The sequence below is a fragment of the Mucilaginibacter sp. P5_A6 genome, from assembly GCF_056400585.1.
Genome location: NZ_JBFUKZ010000001.1, coordinates 144159 through 162795, shown reverse-complemented (window position 1 = coordinate 162795; position 18637 = coordinate 144159). Strand labels below are relative to the sequence as shown.

The 18637-nt window shown below is 40.8% G+C and carries 9 protein-coding genes and 1 tRNA gene; 3 read left to right on the top strand and 7 right to left on the bottom strand.

All coding sequences use genetic code 11. The annotated features are described in order from the left end of the window. The first annotated feature begins 769 nt into the window (after nucleotides 1-769). A complete protein-coding gene (locus tag AC1DO4_RS00735; RefSeq protein WP_477412017.1) occupies nucleotides 770-4921 on the top strand; it encodes a two-component regulator propeller domain-containing protein in 4152 nt (1383 codons plus the stop codon). A gap of 17 nt (nucleotides 4922-4938) precedes the next feature. Here the strand turns inward: AC1DO4_RS00735 and AC1DO4_RS00730 are convergent, their stop codons facing one another. The 5 genes from AC1DO4_RS00730 to AC1DO4_RS00710 form a co-directional block, all read right to left on the bottom strand. Further along, the gene (locus AC1DO4_RS00730) at nucleotides 4939-5625 is read right to left on the bottom strand and encodes a LytR/AlgR family response regulator transcription factor (protein WP_477412015.1); all 687 of its coding nucleotides are present in this window, start codon (nucleotides 5623-5625) and stop codon (nucleotides 4939-4941) included. A gap of 9 nt (nucleotides 5626-5634) precedes the next feature. After that, the gene (locus tag AC1DO4_RS00725; protein WP_477412013.1) at nucleotides 5635-7095 is read right to left on the bottom strand and encodes a sensor histidine kinase; all 1461 of its coding nucleotides are present in this window, start codon (nucleotides 7093-7095) and stop codon (nucleotides 5635-5637) included. Between the two features lie 248 nt (nucleotides 7096-7343). Next, on the bottom strand, nucleotides 7344-10454 hold the full coding sequence (locus AC1DO4_RS00720) for an AsmA family protein (RefSeq protein WP_477412011.1): 3111 nt from the start codon (nucleotides 10452-10454) through the stop codon (nucleotides 7344-7346). 138 nt (nucleotides 10455-10592) lie between these two features. Then, nucleotides 10593-11486, bottom strand: coding sequence for an ankyrin repeat domain-containing protein (locus AC1DO4_RS00715; protein WP_477412009.1), 894 nt, complete (start codon nucleotides 11484-11486; stop codon nucleotides 10593-10595). Between the two features lie 104 nt (nucleotides 11487-11590). After that, complete coding sequence (locus tag AC1DO4_RS00710; RefSeq protein WP_477412007.1) at nucleotides 11591-14053, bottom strand: TonB-dependent receptor; 2463 nt, start codon at nucleotides 14051-14053, stop codon at nucleotides 11591-11593. Nucleotides 14054-14781: 728 nt separating this feature from the next. On the opposite strand from AC1DO4_RS00710, the gene AC1DO4_RS00705 reads away from it, so the two are divergent. Then, nucleotides 14782-16149: a pectate lyase family protein gene (locus tag AC1DO4_RS00705; protein ID WP_477412005.1), complete on the top strand. Its 1368-nt coding sequence runs from the start codon at nucleotides 14782-14784 to the stop codon at nucleotides 16147-16149. A gap of 552 nt (nucleotides 16150-16701) precedes the next feature. Here the strand turns inward: AC1DO4_RS00705 and AC1DO4_RS00700 are convergent. Continuing rightward, nucleotides 16702-16775, bottom strand: a tRNA-Arg gene (locus AC1DO4_RS00700). Between the two features lie 100 nt (nucleotides 16776-16875). Beyond that, nucleotides 16876-17067 (bottom strand): hypothetical protein, encoded by a 192-nt coding sequence (locus AC1DO4_RS00695; protein ID WP_477412003.1) that lies wholly within the window; start codon nucleotides 17065-17067, stop codon nucleotides 16876-16878. Nucleotides 17068-17531: 464 nt separating this feature from the next. Here AC1DO4_RS00695 and AC1DO4_RS00690 point away from each other — a divergent pair, with 464 nt between their 5' ends. After that, the gene (locus AC1DO4_RS00690) at nucleotides 17532-18467 is read left to right on the top strand and encodes a Nif3-like dinuclear metal center hexameric protein (RefSeq protein ID WP_477412001.1); all 936 of its coding nucleotides are present in this window, start codon (nucleotides 17532-17534) and stop codon (nucleotides 18465-18467) included. Nucleotides 18468-18637: the final 170 nt, after the last annotated feature.

Genomic DNA, 18637 nt, shown 5'->3' with positions numbered 1-18637 from the left:
GAAGCTGTTTAAAAATTAGATAAAACAGATTGTCATTTGCAAGAGCTAAAATCCGGACTCTGAATGGGAAATGACGTATATCGTATGGCTGCGAGCCGACTCACCCCGACGATCCGTTAGCTAACGGACGTCTGCCCCTCTCTCCGACTGCGTCGCATAGAGGGGCAATAAAACAAAAATTGAGCTTCACCCTCTTTGCGGCACAGCCGGAGAGGAGGGTCGGCCACCTGCCGCATCTCACAAATACTGAATGTCCTGCGGGAGACGCAATTATGCGTCTCTACAACAGCCCCATTTGCAGTCACGTCGATACTGTTTTTTCCCAGCATAGCCGGGGCTTGCCCCTCAATGACGGTGAGATATGAACTTAACTAAAAGGCAATAAACTGAAACAATTTCCAGGTTATTTCCGTACCATATAAAACACTGATTAACTTAAAACAAAAGCCATATAGCCTGCGGCATTTATTATAAAAGCAAAAAAAATAAAATCCTTTCCATTATTAATAAGTACCAGCCCGGCACTTTTATAAAAACTGAAAATTAAAAAACAAAATAGCAGTTACCCATCATTTAAATAAGTAAACTATTAGTATACTAAAGCCAAAAAAACGCGTTTTTTTATAATAGTAATTTATTATTTTAGCGAAGGTCATCCTATGAGTTAACAAACCAACATAATTACAATTTGGCTTATAGCTTGTATTGTTTATTTTAACCATAAGTTAACCACAACATACATTTACAAGAAAAGCACCAACACCATAAAATGAGGCTGATATTTCTTTTTTTTTCGTGTATATCCCTGCTTTACTCCGGCCTGTGTTACCCGCAATCGCAAAGTCCGCAATTTAAACGACTTAGTACCAATGAAGGCCTTTCGCAAAGCCATGTAACTGCCATTATTAAAGACAGCCGCGGCTTTATGTGGTTTGGAACCGAGGATGGGCTAAATAAATACGATGGCTATCATTTTACACACTATAAACACGACCAAAAAAACAAAGCCACGATTATTGATAATTATGTATTGGCTATTATGGAAGATGGTGCCGGTAATTTATGGATTGGAACCGAAAGCGGCCTTGACAAATTTGACCGCGCAACAAATACATTTATCCATTACTCCGGTAACAATTTAACTTTCTCCGTCCGGTCTGTTTTTTTAGATAATAAAAAAAGGATCTGGCTGGGCACCAGTAAAGGCTTGTATTTATTTAACGCGGCAAATGGTTCATTTAAAAAATTCACACATACAGATAAAACCACCAACGGTTTAGTTAACGATTTTATAAACCAGCTTACCCAGGATAATAATGGCTGGCTATGGATAGGAACTGATGATGGCCTGTATCATTTTAATCCTCAAAACGGTAAGTTTGTCGGCTATGTTCATGACCCTGCCAACAATAAAAGTATTGGCGCCAGCTGGATAAAAGCTGTTTACAAAGATGGTAAGGGTAATATTTGGATAGGGACGCATGGCGGCGGGCTGGCATTATACAACAACAAAAACGATTCATTTATAAATTTTAAACATAACCCCAATAATAGTAACAGCATCAGCCATAATGATATTCTTTCGATGCTGGAAAGCGGCGACGGGAAGCTGTGGATAGGGACCGAAAACGGGGGAATAAATACACTTGATTACCAGGCTAATAAGTTTGTTTGTTATAAATATGATGCAAATGATCCTCACAGCCTTGGTAGTAACTCTGTTTATTGCTTATATAAGGATGATACAGGAAATACCTGGATTGGCACTTACTCAGGCGGTATAAACTTTTTGCCCGGGTTTGGTAATAAATTTACCTCCTACAGGCAAAACCCAAACAATCCGAATAGTTTAAGCAACAATATCGTTCTGGCCATCTCGGGCGACGACACAGATGAAAATATTTGGCTTGGTACCGATGGTGGCGGCCTCAACTTATTTAACAGGAAGAAAAAAACCTTTACTCATTACCTGCATGACGACAACAACAGCAATACCATAAGTAATAATTATGTAATGGCAATTGTACCATTAGATAAAAACCTTATTGGTATTGGCTATCATATAGGAGGTTTTGATTTGTTTGATAAAAAAAAGGGAACCTTTACGCATCACATGCCCCAGGCAAACAATCCGCGCAGTCTTTCCCTTTCAGATATCAACAACATGTATAAAGACCATGACGGCAATATATGGATAGGAACCTGGAAAGGCGGCCTTAATTATTATGACGTAAAAACCGGCCTTTTTACCCAATACAGGAACAATCCCCGGGATAATAACAGCCTGAGCGGCGATATTGTTACTACCGTATACCAGGATAAGCAAGGCAATATGTGGATAGGTACCGATAATGGCCTGGATATATTAAACCCTAAAACCGGCCGTTTTACGCATTACCGGCATGATGAGGCAAACAAACACAGTATATCAAACAACACTATCGAATCTGTTACCGAAACAGATGATGGCGAGATGTGGATAGGTACAAATGGTGGCGGCCTTAACCATTTTAACAAGCGCAGCCATACATTTACGATATATACCGAAAGGGAAGGGTTGCCAAATAATGTGATCTACACTATTTTGAAAGATGGGAAAGGCAACTTCTGGTTAAGCACCAACAAGGGGATTTCCAGGTTTAATCCCAAAACTAAAATCATCAGAAACTATGGCATTTCTGATGGGTTGCAGGGAGATGAGTTTAAAGGCCACTCCCGTTTTCAAACTGCAGATGGGCAAATGTTTTTTGGCGGTGTTAACGGATTCAGCACTTTTTATCCCGATAGTTTAAAAGACAATAACTTTATTCCTCCCGTTTATATAACAGGTTTGCAGATTTTTAACAAACCGGTTATCGCGGGCGGTAAAAATTCACCGCTTCAAAAAGATATCAGCGAAACAAACGCCATAAATCTTTCTTACAAACAATCGGTATTTACATTTGAATTTGCTGCCCTTAATTATACCATTCCCGAAAAAAACCAGTATGCCTATAAGCTCGAAAACTTTGATAAAGACTGGAACTATGTGGGCAATAAGCGAACAGCTACGTATACCAACCTCGATCCGGGTTATTATACATTCAGGGTTAAGGCATCTAATAACGATGATAAATGGAATAACAAAGGCGCATTTATCAGCATTTATATTAAACCTCCTTTTTGGCTTACCTGGTGGTTTAAGCTCATCATTATCTTGATTATTGTTGCAGGCGGGCCTACATTTTACCTCATCCGCACGCGCGCTATATTGAAACAAAAAGACGAGCTGGAACGCCAGGTTAAAGAACGCACCGCGCAACTGGCCAAGGCAATAGAGGTTGAAAGAAAATCGGCCCTTGAAGCAGCGGAAGCTAACAAAGCTAAAAGTATATTTTTGGCCACAATGAGCCATGAGATCCGAACGCCTATGAATGGGGTTATCGGGATGGCCTCTTTACTTGCCGAAACGCCATTAGATGAAGAACAACGGGCTTTTACCGAATCGATACAAACCTGCGGCGAAGATTTGCTGGCGGTGATCAACGATATTTTAGATTTTTCTAAAATAGAATCGGGTAATATGGAGCTGGAGGAAAAAGATTTCAACCTGCGTACCTGTATTGAAGAAGTTTTTGATGTTTTTGCTTTAAAAGCCGCCCACTTAAAACTCGACCTGGTTTACCAGATTGACTACGATGTGCCGTCGCAAATTGTTGGTGATAGTTTAAGGCTTCGCCAAATCCTGATCAATTTAATAAGTAACGCTATTAAGTTTACAAAAAAAGGCGAGATCTATGTAGCAGTACACCTGCTCAGCGCTTCAGAAGAAAACCACATCGAATTAAGCTTTGAGATAAAGGATACAGGTATTGGCATTTCTGCCGATAAGCTGCACAGGTTGTTCAAAGCGTTTTCGCAGGTTGATTCATCAACAACCCGCCAGTACGGCGGTACGGGCCTTGGCCTTGTTATAAGCGAACAACTGGTAAAACTAATGGGCGGCAAAATCAGCGTTGAAAGCGAAATTGGCAAAGGAAGCACTTTCCATTTTTCCATCCTCTCGCACAAAAGCCTGCAGCCCGATCAAACCCAGGTACACCATAGTATGAGTGGTTTTGAAAACAGTAAAATTTTGGTTGTTGATGACAATGATACCAATTGCCGCATTTTAAAAGGTCAGCTGGAACAGTGGAAGCTAAGCCCGGTAATTGCTAATTCGGGTAAACAGGCACTTAGTATATTATCACAACATAATAATGATTTTAAGCTGGTTATTACCGATATGCAAATGYCGTTTATGGACGGAATTGAGCTGGCAACCTTAATACGCAATAAATACCCCGAATTACCCATCATGCTTTTGAGCTCCATAAGCTATGTTTTCCATAAAGATAATCCCGGCCTTTTTTGCTCTATATTAACCAAACCTGCCAAGCAACATATTTTACATAAGCATATTGTAAAAGAACTTGGTAAACACTTAAATTCACCCATTCATGAACTGCCGCATGCCGATGCCGCAAAACATAAGTTACCTGATAATTTTTCGGCAAAGTACCCTTTGAATATTTTGGTTGCCGAGGATAACCAGATGAACCAAAAACTGATTATGAAGGTTTTGAATAAATTGGGATATGAAGCTGATTTAGCAGCAGACGGACTGGAAGCCCTGGATTTGGTTAATAAAAAAACATTCGATATTATTTTAATGGATGTACAAATGCCAAAAATGGATGGCCTGGAAGCCACACAAATAATAAAAAAACGTTTCCCGGCCCGCCCCTTTATTATAGCGATGACGGCCAATGCACTTCAAACCGACCTACAAATTTGTATGGATGCAGGTATGGACGATTATATAAGCAAGCCATTTAAATTAGATGACGTGGTTAATAAGCTCGAAAAATGGGCAGTGCATGCCAATGAATCCCCCTCATAAGTAAATGCGCCGTAAACTCAATAAAATTCCTGCAAACATTGAGTATACGTGGCCCCGATAGGTATAATATGATTGCCAATATTAACCTGCGCACGGTCAAATTTACTAATCTTATCGCGGGCAACTATGAATGCACGATGTGTGCGTATAAATTTTTTAGCCGGTAACAGCAGGTGCATATCACCAATGGCAACCCTGGTGCTCAACGAGCGGTCGCCTTCCAGGTATAGCTTCGCGTAATTTCCGGCGGCTTCAATAAATAATATATCATCCAGCTTAACCTTAATTTGCTCATAGCCATCTTTTATAAATATGGATGTCGTTTCCTCGCCGACATCATACTTGTTACGTAGGGTGTAAAGTTCCTGCGCTTTATTGCATGCTTTCAAAAAACGCGAAAGCGAGAAGGGTTTCAGCAGGTAATCAATAGCATCAAGCTCAAAACTTTTCACAGCATGTTCGGAGTAAGCTGTTGTAAAAACCACCATCGGCGGATTATTAATGCTGTTTAAAAAATCAATTCCGCTAATGTCGGGCATTTTAATGTCGAGGAATATCAGGTCGGTTTTGTTTTGCTGCAAATAACTGAGCGCGTCAAAAGCGTTGGTGAAAGTAGCCTTCAGCTCAATAAAAGGAACCTTAGCCGCATGCGATTTTACAACATCAAGAGCTATGGGTTCATCATCAATGGCAATGGCTATCATCCTTTAAAATTAGTTATTAATATCTAACTCCAGGGTGAGGTGAATGAAAAATTCACTGGCGTTTTCACGGATAGAGAGGTCATGCCTGCCCGGGTAAAGTAAAATGAGCCTTTGCTTCACATTATCCAGGCCAATGCCGCTCTGGCCTTTTTCAGGATCGTTCTCGTTCCTGGTATGAATGCTGTTATACACATCAAAATAAAGCATGTTGCCGTTGGTTTGCAGGGTTACTTTTATATGCGATGGATTTAACAGGCTTATACCATGCTTAAAGGCGTTTTCCACAAAAGGGATCAGCAGCATGGGCGCTATCATCAGTACACCTAAATAGTCTTCAATCTGGGTTTCTATGGTTATTGCCGATGAGGTAGAGGTACGCAGCTTTTGCAGCAGTATATAATTATTCAGGTAATCAATATCGCGCGACAGTAATATCTTATCCTGTGTATTTTCCTGCAGCATAAAACGCATCATATCGCCCAGTTTTTGTATGCCCTCGCCGGTTCGTCCGGCGTTTTCCTGCAATGCGGTACCATACAATGTATTTAAAGCGTTAAACAAAAAGTGCGGATTGATCTGCGATTTTAAAAAGTTAAGGTTGGCGTCCGACTTTCCCAATTCAGTTTTCAGCGTTTTAATCTCCTCATCTTTTTTTGCGTTACGGCTTTTGTAAATATTCCACGCGGCTGGTATTACAATAAGCAATTGGGTAAAAAAGTTACTTATGGTTAGTACCGCGATTGTTTGCTCATCCATACCATGCAAACCAGAGAGGCTTTTAAGCTCATTAATAACCTGCGACGAAAACTGACCGATCCACCCCCCGGCACTACCTCGTGCACAAAAGCATATGGCCAATATTACCAGGGTAGATAAAACAGTTAGCAAAAGCATCCACCCTAAATAGGATAAAAACCTTAGTTTTTTTAATGCTCCTGCTGGTAATATGCGATGTACAGCGTACAGATACATGATGATTGCAGCCGGTATATCATATAAAGCATAAAATTTAAGCACTATAGGAGTTGATACATAAAACAAACTAACCATAAGCAACATCCACGATGCCGTGAGCAATGCTGCTTCGTAGTACAAAGCATTCTCTTTGTTTTGCCTGTTCCTGTTAAAAAAAACAACCAGCAGTTTTATGGCCAGCAGGGCCGCGAAATATATATTAATGATGCCAATGGTAAAACAGGCAGCAATAAATGTAAAAACAAAAAGCGTGTTTGAGGCCCTGTCTTCCTTATTTTCAAAGGCAGGTATTACATAAAAACAAAGCAGCAGGTAACTTATAAAAACAATAAGATAGTTAAACAGAACGGCTGTTAACTCTACAGAAATTACCTGGTTTGCCAGTATAATATCAATTACATTAAACAGCAGGGCCGCTGTAATAAACCCCATAACTATCCAGAACTCTATCCGGGCGGTATCGTTCTTTAATTTCATATTTAATTGCTTATACATGGCTTTTGTGATTTTAGGTGCGTTACTGATGCAATGGTACAAAAGCCCGTTCTCTGTTTTTTTAAAATGTGATAAACCAACCAATAAATGTGACGAACAGGAAGTTTCCTGAGAAAATGATCTTGCCCGGTTGGTTGCATCCCCGCAAACAGTTATTATCTAATGGCTTTGTGGCAAGCGGCTTGCAAAGCGGGCAAGAACAGGGCATTGCAAAAATCTGCACATCTGAAATCTGCATATCTGCACATCTATTCCTCCGTCTCCTTCAATTCATCTTCCTTCTTCCCTTTGCCCAGGTGAACAATTGGCTTATCCTGTGTGCCGGTAATGGTCATGGGGATGCCAAATATACCCAACGGAGGCAGCCCAAGGCGAAACTGCAGGTTCAGCTTACCATCAAAACTTACCTGCCCCTCAAACCGCGGGCGGAAACCGGCCATGCGCATTTTGGTACGCTCAATGGTGATGATATTATTGGCAATAGTGGTTTTTATATCTACTTTACTTACATCGTTTTTGCCGCCCAGGCTATCGCGCCCGGTTTGTTTACCTACCGCGCCAAACAGTTTAAAACCCTTTACTTTAACCTTTTTTACCGATAGTACTCCCCCACCTTTTAGTGACGGATACACCGGTTTCATATCGCTGTTGAGTTTGCCGCTCAGTTTATAATCAAGCGATACAATACCCTCGGCATTTGCTGCAGATGTGGCCATATCATGAAATAGCTTTACCTCGCGGTAGGCCCTTTTTATATCAAACTCCCTGGCATCAATATGGTAATCAAAATAAGCTTTTTGCGGGTTGATGCTGCCATAGGTGGCATCCATGGTTACCGGGGCGCCTATCAAGGTAAAACCGGTTTGTTTTAAAACAATCTGCCCTTTGCTGATGCTCATCTGCCCTTTGGCATCGTTAATATCCAGGCCATTGTATTTTACCTTTTTTACATCGGCAGTAAAATTCAGATCGAGGTTGTCGGGTACCAGGATAACACCCGGTTTAGCGGCTTTCGGCGTTGACGGGCCGCCGGCAAAGGCCATAAAATCATCGGCGATAATAAGGCCGCTTGTAAGTTTAAACTCCCCTTTTAAGGGTGAGTTTGGTTTAAGGGCATAATCTATCACGTTTGATAATGCACCATCCAGCACGATAACCGATTTACCGTAGTTGGCCGTAAACTTATCAAACTTCATTTTATCCTGGTTAAAGCTGAACAGGCCTGTTTTTACCAGGAACGGCTTAGGGAACAAATCGGACGTAAGCGCAATATCCTTCACCTTCATGGTGCCCGAGTTAGCCAGCTGATTATACCGGCCGGCAGTGGCGTCGCTTTGCCTGCCTTTTAAGGATAGGTTGGTACTGATAAGGCCTTTTACATTGTAACCATTCACGGCAAACACCCGGTAAATTTTACCGATATCCAGCGAGCCCTGCGATTTGATGCTGTAATCCAGGTCGTCGAAGTTTTTGAGGTTAGCCTTCAGCATAAAGGGCTGGCCTTCAAACGTAAACGATACCGGTTTGATATTCACCTTCAATCCCTTTAATGAGCCGGTGTTGTTACTAATAGCTGTGCTTACCTCGATATTTTGCAGCGGGTGTGGGTAGTATTTGGTTTGAATATATCCGCCATGCAGATCAATCTGCGCGTTGGTAACCGGGAAGATCCTGCGGGCCGGAATATACCTGCCTTTGGTTTGCACATCAGCATCAAGGTTGCCACGCAGGTCGATACTATCCACAGGGTAAAATTGCTTTATATCACTCAGGTTAAATTTCGCTTTCAGGTTGGCGTCAATGATAGCGCCTGCTGTGTTGCTCAATTTTAAATAGCCTTTTATATAGTTATTTAGTGCATTAATGTTAAGGTTGGTCATGGCCATGGTGGCATGCGCGGGGTTATGATCGGGACAATTGGCATCCAGGTTAAAGCTAATGTTTTTCATGGCTTCGGGTAATTTGGAATACTTAAAATACCCATTCCTGAAACCCGAGTGCAGTGTAAATTTAGGTATGCTGGTTATTACGGTATCCATATGATGCCTTATGCCTGTCTTTTTTATCCCGGTAGCGTATTTACCATCGGCTATCATGTGCAGGGAGTACCTGCCCCTTACATCAAATGCTTTAACACCAAAGGCCTTGTTCCATTTCTCCAGGTCGATCTCGGTATTGATCTTGGCAAAAACAGTTGGCGATTTGATACCTTTTACCTTAATCACCGAACCAAAATAATCTTTCCCGATATTGAAATATACCGAATCAATATTCAGGTTAAGGCTATCGGGATTACAGCCGGGCACTTTGGCATCCATGTTGAGATACAGATTTTTTACCGGCTCGGGTGTGTTTTTATTGGCAATATAACCATTGCGCACCTTCATGCTGAAATCCAGGTCGGGCATAGTTTTGGTTGCGGCAATGTATTTACCAATAAGCGACATGGTTATTTTGCCGGTTCCGTTCAGCTCAGTATCATCAATCCATTTGGCATATTGAGCAGGCAGCGCGGTAAAAATATCGCTCAGGTCGCTTTGCTCAGATTTAATCCTGAAATCCATGCCGTAACCATCTTTTAAAAATTCAAACCGGCCTTTAAACTCAACAGGCAGCTGGTTAATCATCAGGTTATTTTTTTGAAATATAAACGCAAACGATTTTGTATTAATACTGGTAACCAGGTCGGCATTTACTTTTTTATGGAAGATGTAAGGCTGCCCCGCGTAAGTAAAATCTACCGAGCCAATTTCGGTATGGGTGTACAGGTCAAACACATCTTTACTTAAGTCGCCGCTGCCTTTGTAGTTAAAATCGCTGGCATTAACCAGCATCGGTATCGATCTGTCGTTATAAACTAAATGGCTTTTCTCTATCAATATCTGCTCAATACCTAATGAGGCGCTTGCAGTATCCGCCGCCGCGGCAGGCTGCGCGTTTTTTGATTTGTACACATTATAATTGGCATGCCCTGCACTATCTACCTCAATATTGATAGTAGCTTTACTTAAATAAATACGGTTGATATTGATTTTGCTTTTAAACACCGACGATAGGTCAATTGCCAGTGAAACCTCCTTAGCTGCCACCAACGTATCACCCTGAAAAGGCGCACTGCCGTTAAGCGAAAAATCATTCAGCGTGAGTGTAAGCGCCGGGAATTTTTTAAAGAACGAAAGGCTGGTACCCGAAAAATTGAGCTTGCCATTGATACTGCCACCAGCCCATTGTTTTATTTTATTGGTGATGGTTTGCGGGAAAAGGTAGGGCAGCAAAAACATTAATGCTAACAGGCTCACCAGGGTAACGCCAAATATTTTGAGTGTTTTTAATATGACTTTTTTTATAGGTAGGGGCATAAAAATACAGCTAATGGGATGCCATAAAGATAATGGTAAAAGCGGAGGGCACAACGAAAAAATAATCCCTCTAAAAAAGTATCCCTTTCGGCTAAAAGTAGTAGGTGAATACACAAACTACGGGAACAGACTTTTATTTTAAATCCCCTTTTCCGTGGAGGGCCCGGGTGGACTTATGCCCCTCAAATATTCGGCAATAGCTCTAAAGTTCCGTCTCACCTGTTCATCCGGGCTTTCTTCCTTTTCCATATACTCTGCCCAGCCTAATGGCGTTCCTTCGTAAACCGTATCTTTTAAATCAAGCCTTGCGCCGGCCTCAACCAATAGTTTCACCGCATCAAGCGATCCTGAATATACAGCCTGGTGCAGCGGCGTAGCATGTGTATGAAAGCCGGCATTGTTTTGAGGATAGCCGTTTGGATCGGCCCCTAAACTCAATAAATAGGCTACCATGTTGGGTTTCCCATAAAAACCGGCCACAGCCAATGCCAGCAATAACTCTTCCTTACCTGCGGTTGCTGTCATGTTTATAACGTCCGGCATCCTATCAAGGCCAATTGCTACGGCCAAGGTAAGTTTACCTCCCCGATTAATAAGGTGTGCTGCTGCTTCCATATTGCCGTGTGCCAAAGCGCCCAAACCGCCGCCGGGTTTTGCACCCGCATCAATCAGCACATCAATCATTTCAATTTGTACACCGCATTCTTTAGGGATCCGTCCGGTTGCAACAAGCCCCAGGGTATAATCCAGTTGCATCTGCGCGGTATCCGCGGCCTTATTTTTTACAAACCCTATGAGTAGCCTGGTTATGTCAACAATATTAACTGCTAATTTGCCCGTGCGGATAGGGTTATCGGCAACAAACCACAGCAGGTACGGATCCTTAAAATATCCGGGGTCGGGATAGTTTAATCTATCATGTATTAACCGCAGGTTTTTTGTTACCAGGTCTTCCAACGAAATTATATCGCCCCGGTCAATAGCTTCTACAGCCTGGCGAAATAGCGGATCTGTGATATCGGAGTTTTCCATTGTAGTAATTAACTGGCCTTTATCAGTATAAAGATACACTAATTGTAAAATATAGGCCTGTTAATTAAAAATCCGAATTTTTAAAGGTTGATAACCCCCCGTCTTTAAAACGGAAATATCGCTTTAAAGCTAATATTCCTGCCAATGTTGTAAATGCCCAGGTGTCCGTTTGGCGATGCACTGTAATATTCAAAATACTTTAACCTGTTGAGGTTGGATTGATAAGCGGTATCAAACAAATTATCAACCTGAAAAAAAAGTTCGCAGAAAGTTTTTTCTGATTTTCCTTTAATGGTTGTGCCTGCGCCAATATTAATAAGGGTATACCCGGGTGTGGCTGTTTCTGTATTGTCCAAAGCGTAGAAACGGTTTTGAGCCATATATGCATCGGCTTCGGTTTTAAACCAGATTTTTGAAAACATGCCATAAGCCTGTTGTAAAGTAACCTTTAATTCCGACCGGATATGCAGCGGCGGAATAAAAGGAAGGTATTTTGCCGCGCCATTTGATTTATCTATCAGCTGTTGATTTTGATTGATACCGGTAACATAGGCCATGCTGTTATTGAACGCAAGCCATTTAATATGTTGCGGATGCAGGTTAACGGTAAATTCGGCACCATAAAGCCTGGCTTTTGATTGCTGGTACTCATAAGTGCTGTTACCTGCAACAATCACTACCGGGTTGCCGTTGGCATCGGTGAGCTTAGCCTGGTAAATGTAATTATCAATCTGGTTGTTAAAAAACTCGGCAATCAGGTCAACATCTTTCAAATAAGAAATAATTCCGATATCTTCCTGCAGGCTAAACTCAGGGCTGAAACCGCGGTTACCCAGGTAAACAATATGCGCGCCCGGATCAAGCCCGTTTGAACCGATCTCGGTAATGTTTGGTGCACGGTAACCTCTGGCAATGTTTGCTTTTACCAATAAACGCTCGCTGATGTTATATGTTAGTCCCAAACTGCCCGAAAACCCTTTATAAACATGCTTAAACGCCGGGAATTGTAAATGCGCGCCGGCAGTATCGGGTAATTTAACCTGTTGTTCAAAACCGTTTTTGGGGTTAGGGCCTACATAAAAATCATTCCAACTGATATGGCGGTTATCATACCTTATTCCTCCCGAAAGGTCGAGCTTTCCAAAGCTTTTCCTGGCAAAAAAGAATGTTCCGGCATCAAATAAGTTATAATCAGGAATCGGAAAATCTGTACCCGCCTTGCTGCGGTTGGCCTGGTACATACCATTAACACCTACTGTACTTTCTATACCGCCAAAGGTGGGCAAATTGTATTTCAGGTCGTAATTAAGGGTATTGAGCACTACATATAAACCAGCCTGCTGCGCCAAAGTGGGGTGGTTATATTCCCTGCGGATGCTTTGCTGTAAACCCAGCGAAACATCCAGGTTACCATTGCCCAATTTTACCTGGTTATGGGTATAAACACGGTAATGCTGAATACGCTGGTGCAGCGGCGCAATGGAATAGGAGTTTAATTCATCATTGCTTACCAAAGGTCTTTGTTTAATATTGTCATTAGCAACTTCATTCACCTGCCTGGTAAATTGCCTGGTAAGCGAATCGCGGCTGCCATCTGGAATCTCCTGCCGGTTATCATATAATGTAGCGGCCATTTGCCAGTACCCCCATTTTTTATCAACCCTAACCATGCCCGATAAATTATACTCCCTGAAACCGGTATTGTAAACCAGGCCGTCAATTTTATTACGGTAATCATGTGCTGTTTTGGCCGTGGCCCTGAATGCATATTTCCAGTCATTTTTTTTATAAGCTAAGCCCAGCGATGTGCCTATCATACCGTTATTGGTATGATAATCTGCCACATAATCGCCTTTTAACACACTATCAGCTCCATTGGGAATAGCGGGGATAAGGTTAATTACTCCGGCTATGGCGTCAGAGCCATAGGTTAGGCTGGCCGGTCCTTTGATCACTTCAGCGCGGCCAATGCCATACTGGTCAATCTCGATGCCATGTTCATCTCCCCATTGCTGCCCCTCCTGCCTTATGCCATCATATAAAGTAAGTACCCGGTTATAGCCCAGGCCTCTAATAAAAGGTTTAGAAATGTTTGGCCCGGTAGTAACCGCGTTTACACCCGGCACTCCTTTTACTATGGCGTCAATAATGTTATTATTCACGTTTTCGTTCATTTCTTTTTTGGTCATTACCGCTATTGGCACAGGGTTACGCCGCAGTTCTGTAGCCCGGGACACCCCTGTTATCACCACTTCGTTCAGTTTTGAACTGCTTTCTTTCAGGTTCACTTTCAAAACCGTGGCCTGCCCGGTATGGATGGCTACCTTAAGCTTTTCGGGGACGTATCCTATTGCCGAAAATGACACTTCGTAATTGCCGGGAGAAATGTTTTTAAGATTGTAATAACCCTTTTCATCGCTTGTTGTGCCCAATGTTGTACCTGTAAGTGTTACAGAAGCATAGGCAAGCGGTTCGCTTCCGGTTACAAGCCTCCCCTTTAATGCCCCATTTTGGGCTATAACGGCAGCAGGTATAAATAACATTAAAAACAGGTATAGTATTTTCATTTTACTTCGCAAGACTTATTTAATTTAAAATACAAAGCAAATAAAAATAATTAGTCTTACCTAATTTTATTTTAAAATTATAACTAATAAATTAATATTGGGCAGCTTATATGCTCAATGAATACCTGTTGGGAGTATGTTAATGGACGACTATTCCGCTTAACAAACAGAACAGGGGGATAAACCTTATTGCAGGGTCAATTAGCATGGTACTTATTTTTAGGTGGCAAAGGGGCCGAAATTAAAGCACTACCAATCGGGGTCATCAATATTGGGAAGGACATTTTCCAGTCAGCATGCGTGCAAGTTGTTAGCCAGTAATATTTGAGTTAGGTGGAATAATAGCCGATAGTCCGGCCACTTTCCGGTGCGGAAAAAAACATCCCGGATATGGCTCGGAAAACACCTGCCATGAGTTGATTTTTTTGATCGAGCGTGAACCCAATTCGCATATAAATTTAGGGGATCAAAACATTTTAAAACTCAACAAGTTGATAATAAAATAGATAGGAATGGATGAGAAATCGAGAATTGTCATATTTATGCCATAAAGCGTATAGGCCTTCACACTTATTTTACACCCAAACTTCACAATTAAAAGGGTTTTACGAATTATATAGGTGTTGTTTTTGAACTATTAGTATTTTTGATCCCCCATTAACGACTGTTTTTTTGACAGTAATTTTTTTAACGGAAATACCTTTGACGTACATTATTTTAAAAAAAATATGGAAACGAAAAAAACAATTATCAAAACTATTTTACTTTGCTTAGCATTAAGCGCAGTTGTTAGTTTGGGTAGTTGTAGTAAAAATGAGGTAGGTAATATAAATCCGTTCAACAGCCAAACCTCAACCCATGAATTAAGCATACCAGGAAATGCTACTGCCTCTTTAGCTACGGTAGCAACGTACGCCATTAATGTATCTACTTTAAGGTTAGATACCGGGTATTGCTATAAAGCGGGGCAAATTCCCTTCGCAGGGGATTCAAGTCAGGAACCAACAGGATCAACCCTTAGGCTTTTTGAAAACGGAGTGGAATTAGGCCCGGCACATACTTTTCACGATGATATCCGTCAAATTGGAAGAGGAAGCTTTAGTCATTGGGGAAAAGATTTATTTTTTTCTGCGTCCGACAACACAAACCCCCTAACCAATGGCAGAAAATACACTTATACATTGGCGGGTAAATCAAACGGAACAAATGATGGTTTAGCAGGATATGCAGATGTTAACGGAACAACCACAGGCGGTAGTGGCGGCCCATCTGTAACGGTAACAACTTTTGCAGCTTTTAAAGCGGCTGTTGCAGGTTCGGCTCCAAAAATTGTTTACGTTAAAGGCACAATTAAAGGTGCAGGATTTGACCCTGTTTACGTGGGTTCCAATACATCTATTATCGGCGAAAGAGGTGGCACATTGGTAGGAATGAATTTATTTCTGTTTACTGTAAACAACGTTATTTTACAGGACCTAACCCTGAAAAATTACATAGCAGAATGCTGTTTTTATATAAAGTTCCAGTCTCATCATATATGGATAGATCATTGTGATTTTGCAACTGATCGTAAACATGGCTGGGATTATTGGGGCAAAGATATCGGTATTACGGAAGGCGCTGATTGGGTAACTATATCCTGGTGCAGATTTCACGATACTAACTTGTCAGTTCTTATAGGATCTGTAACAAGTAATGCCGTAGCCACTAATACAGGTCAGTTACATGTAACTCTGCATCATAACTTTTGGTATAATATAAGCGAAAGAGAGCCTACATTAGTTTTTGGTACTATACACATGTTTAACAATTACCATTTAAATAACGGAGGTTATTCAATAGCAGCAAGATTTGGTGGTACCGTGAGAACTGATAATGAATATTTCTTAAATTGTAATAAACCTCTTACAACAAATCTTGATGGCGATCCGGCAGGTCGTTTCAGCGGTATTACAACCAATATTTACGCAAAGAGCGGAACTAATGACATTACATCTTCAATTTCAAATTGGGTTCCGGCTTATCCTTACAGCGCTTTTCTTGATCCCGCAGCAAGCGTACCATCTATTGTTCAGGCTGGAGCTGGCGCAAGGTAATAGTTAATTAATTTACTATCTATTTACAGTTACTATCTGCTTTACAGGAAAGAGGGAAATAAATTTAAAGATGATCAATCAGGATCATCTGCACGGGGAAGACACCGCACTGCTATTAAACACACTAAACAGCTGCATAAAATTATTGTCGCGAATATAACTAAAGCCATGGGGTATATAACTAATATTTGTTTAAAATCGGAGCAATGTTGGTTTTAATGAAAAGCTTCTTACAGTTATCTCCCGGAGATTTTACTATAAGGCTCATTAATTGGAAGCATAAGCCTTCCTTATATTGACACTAACATACACACTCAAATAGAATACGTTATAATAGTATCGATGAATAGGTAACATTAATCGATCAAAAGCCGGTAATAGGACTTCCAACAAATCTTTAAATAGCGGGGTCAGCGGTTTGGATCCTGATATTATGCTCGTTTACTTCACACGTCTTACTTGCAATATTTGCAGGCAAGCTCGGCAATCAGGCAAAATATCAGTTTATAAAAGCCTTTCTAAAAATCAATTAGAAAGGCTATAATTCCTCGGTGATCCCATTAGGATTCGAACCTAAGACCTACAGATTAGAAATCTGTTGCTCTATCCAGCTGAGCTATGGGACCATTTACTTTAAATATAATGGCACCATTAAGGAAACCATTGCATTTTCGCGGTGCAAATATGCAAAATTATGCTTAAATATCAATCAAATTTTTAATTTGATTATGAGCGCTTCCTTTTAACGTATTTATTGTACAGGTATTCGGCATATCCAACGCTTACATAATCTGGAAATTTCCATTTAGGGTAATAAGTCCTTTGAATATATTTCAAAAAACTAAAGAATAGTATCGCAACTATCAAAAAAATACCCAGCGAAAGCAGAACGGCCCCAAACGCAATAAAAAAATTCATGTTAATTAGTGATTTATACCTAATACGGAATTAGTTATAAATGGTTATAGGTTTTTCTGGATGAATGCTATTTTTTTTATTAGAAAGCCAATAGATCTAAAAAATCAGTAAAAACAACAACTTGCAATTACTTATCTATGCCGGCAAACCTAAAAACAGTAAAAAAATAAAAGCCCCTCGCACTCGCTGCTTGGGGCTTTAAACCTAAACCTTATCACAATTAATAAGTGTGAACCACTTACCTTATGAGGGGGCAAATATATTGTACTTTGCTAAAGGTTGCAACTATGAAATGTAAAAAGGACACGAAACTTCATAAATTTTTCAGAAAAGTTAAATGTTTACCTGATAGCTAATTGCCATTCTATAAAAGCTATATTCTCTAATTATGCTTAAATGTTATCCAGGTCCGTTAACATTTCCAACCCCTAATTTTTTATATTTGATCTACCCAATCAACCATTATGAACTCAACAAAAGATCTTTTTCCACTGAATGAAGACCATAACCGGCGCAAATTTATTTTCAACCTAAGCAGAGTAGCAGCAGCTACCGCATTTTTAACAATGCCGCTTGCCGGCAATACGGCCGATTTTTTTAACGTAAAGGAAGATGTTACCGCAGGGCAGATCATCGATAAATTTATAKCCCAGATTCCTGGCGCTCCATTCCCCTCAACCGTTGATACGCTTAAAAGCGGTAGCAGGGATATTAAGGTTACCGGTATTATTACCACCATGTTTGCCACCATTGATGTAATTAAACAGGCCATTGCTTTAAACGCCAATTTTATCATCGCTCATGAACCTACTTTTTATAACCATGCCGATGAAACCAACTGGCTGGCTAACGATGATGTGTACCTATACAAAGCCCAGCTGCTTAAAGAACATAACATAGCCGTATGGCGCAACCACGATTATATCCACAGTCTTAAACCAGATGGCGTTGGTGCAGGTTTGCTAAAGCAATTAAACTGGGGCCCTTTTTATAATGCGGAACTGGGTAACGTGCTGATGCTGCCCCCTACTACCTTAAGTTCATTAATTGGATACCTGAAAACTAAATTATCCATCAGCATGGTAAGGTACATTGGCAATCCGGCTCAAAGCTGCCAAAAGGTATTATTTTTACCGGGAGCCGCCGGTGGTAAAAGACAGATAAGCGAGACCAGCAAGGTAAAGCCCGATGTATTAATAGTTGGCGAAATACAGGAATGGGAAACCGCCGAATATGTACGCGACGCGCAGGCTAAAGGTGATAACTTATCGCTGATAGTGTTGGGACACATCGCCAGCGAAGAGCCCGGCTCGGAATTTATGGCGGGTTGGTTAAAAGAGCATTTTCCGGCTATTAAATCCGTTCATATCCCCTCCAAAAATTCGCTATCATTTGTTTAAACTAAATTGTTTTAGCATAATTGCAAACAACTATTATTAATAGATGTTGTTAAATTATCCAACATTACGTACAATTGCAGAAAAACTCGCTTTAATGGCCTGACTATTAATTATATGTTCATTTTACATTTATTATAATACCTCGATTTTGTAAAAAACGTATTGTTAAC

Bases quoted from the DNA above. Each gene is read 5' to 3' on its own strand.
- AC1DO4_RS00730 (WP_477412015.1), bottom strand. From the start codon at position 5,625: ATGATAGCCATTGCCATTGATGATGAACCCATAGCTCTTGATGTTGTA.
- AC1DO4_RS00725 (WP_477412013.1), bottom strand. From the start codon at position 7,095: ATGTATAAGCAATTAAATATGAAATTAAAGAACGATACCGCCCGGATA.
- AC1DO4_RS00720 (WP_477412011.1), bottom strand. From the start codon at position 10,454: ATGCCCCTACCTATAAAAAAAGTCATATTAAAAACACTCAAAATATTT.
- AC1DO4_RS00715 (WP_477412009.1), bottom strand. From the start codon at position 11,486: ATGGAAAACTCCGATATCACAGATCCGCTATTTCGCCAGGCTGTAGAA.
- AC1DO4_RS00710 (WP_477412007.1), bottom strand. From the start codon at position 14,053: ATGAAAATACTATACCTGTTTTTAATGTTATTTATACCTGCTGCCGTT.
- AC1DO4_RS00705 (WP_477412005.1), top strand. From the start codon at position 14,782: ATGGAAACGAAAAAAACAATTATCAAAACTATTTTACTTTGCTTAGCA.
- AC1DO4_RS00695 (WP_477412003.1), bottom strand. From the start codon at position 17,067: ATGAATTTTTTTATTGCGTTTGGGGCCGTTCTGCTTTCGCTGGGTATT.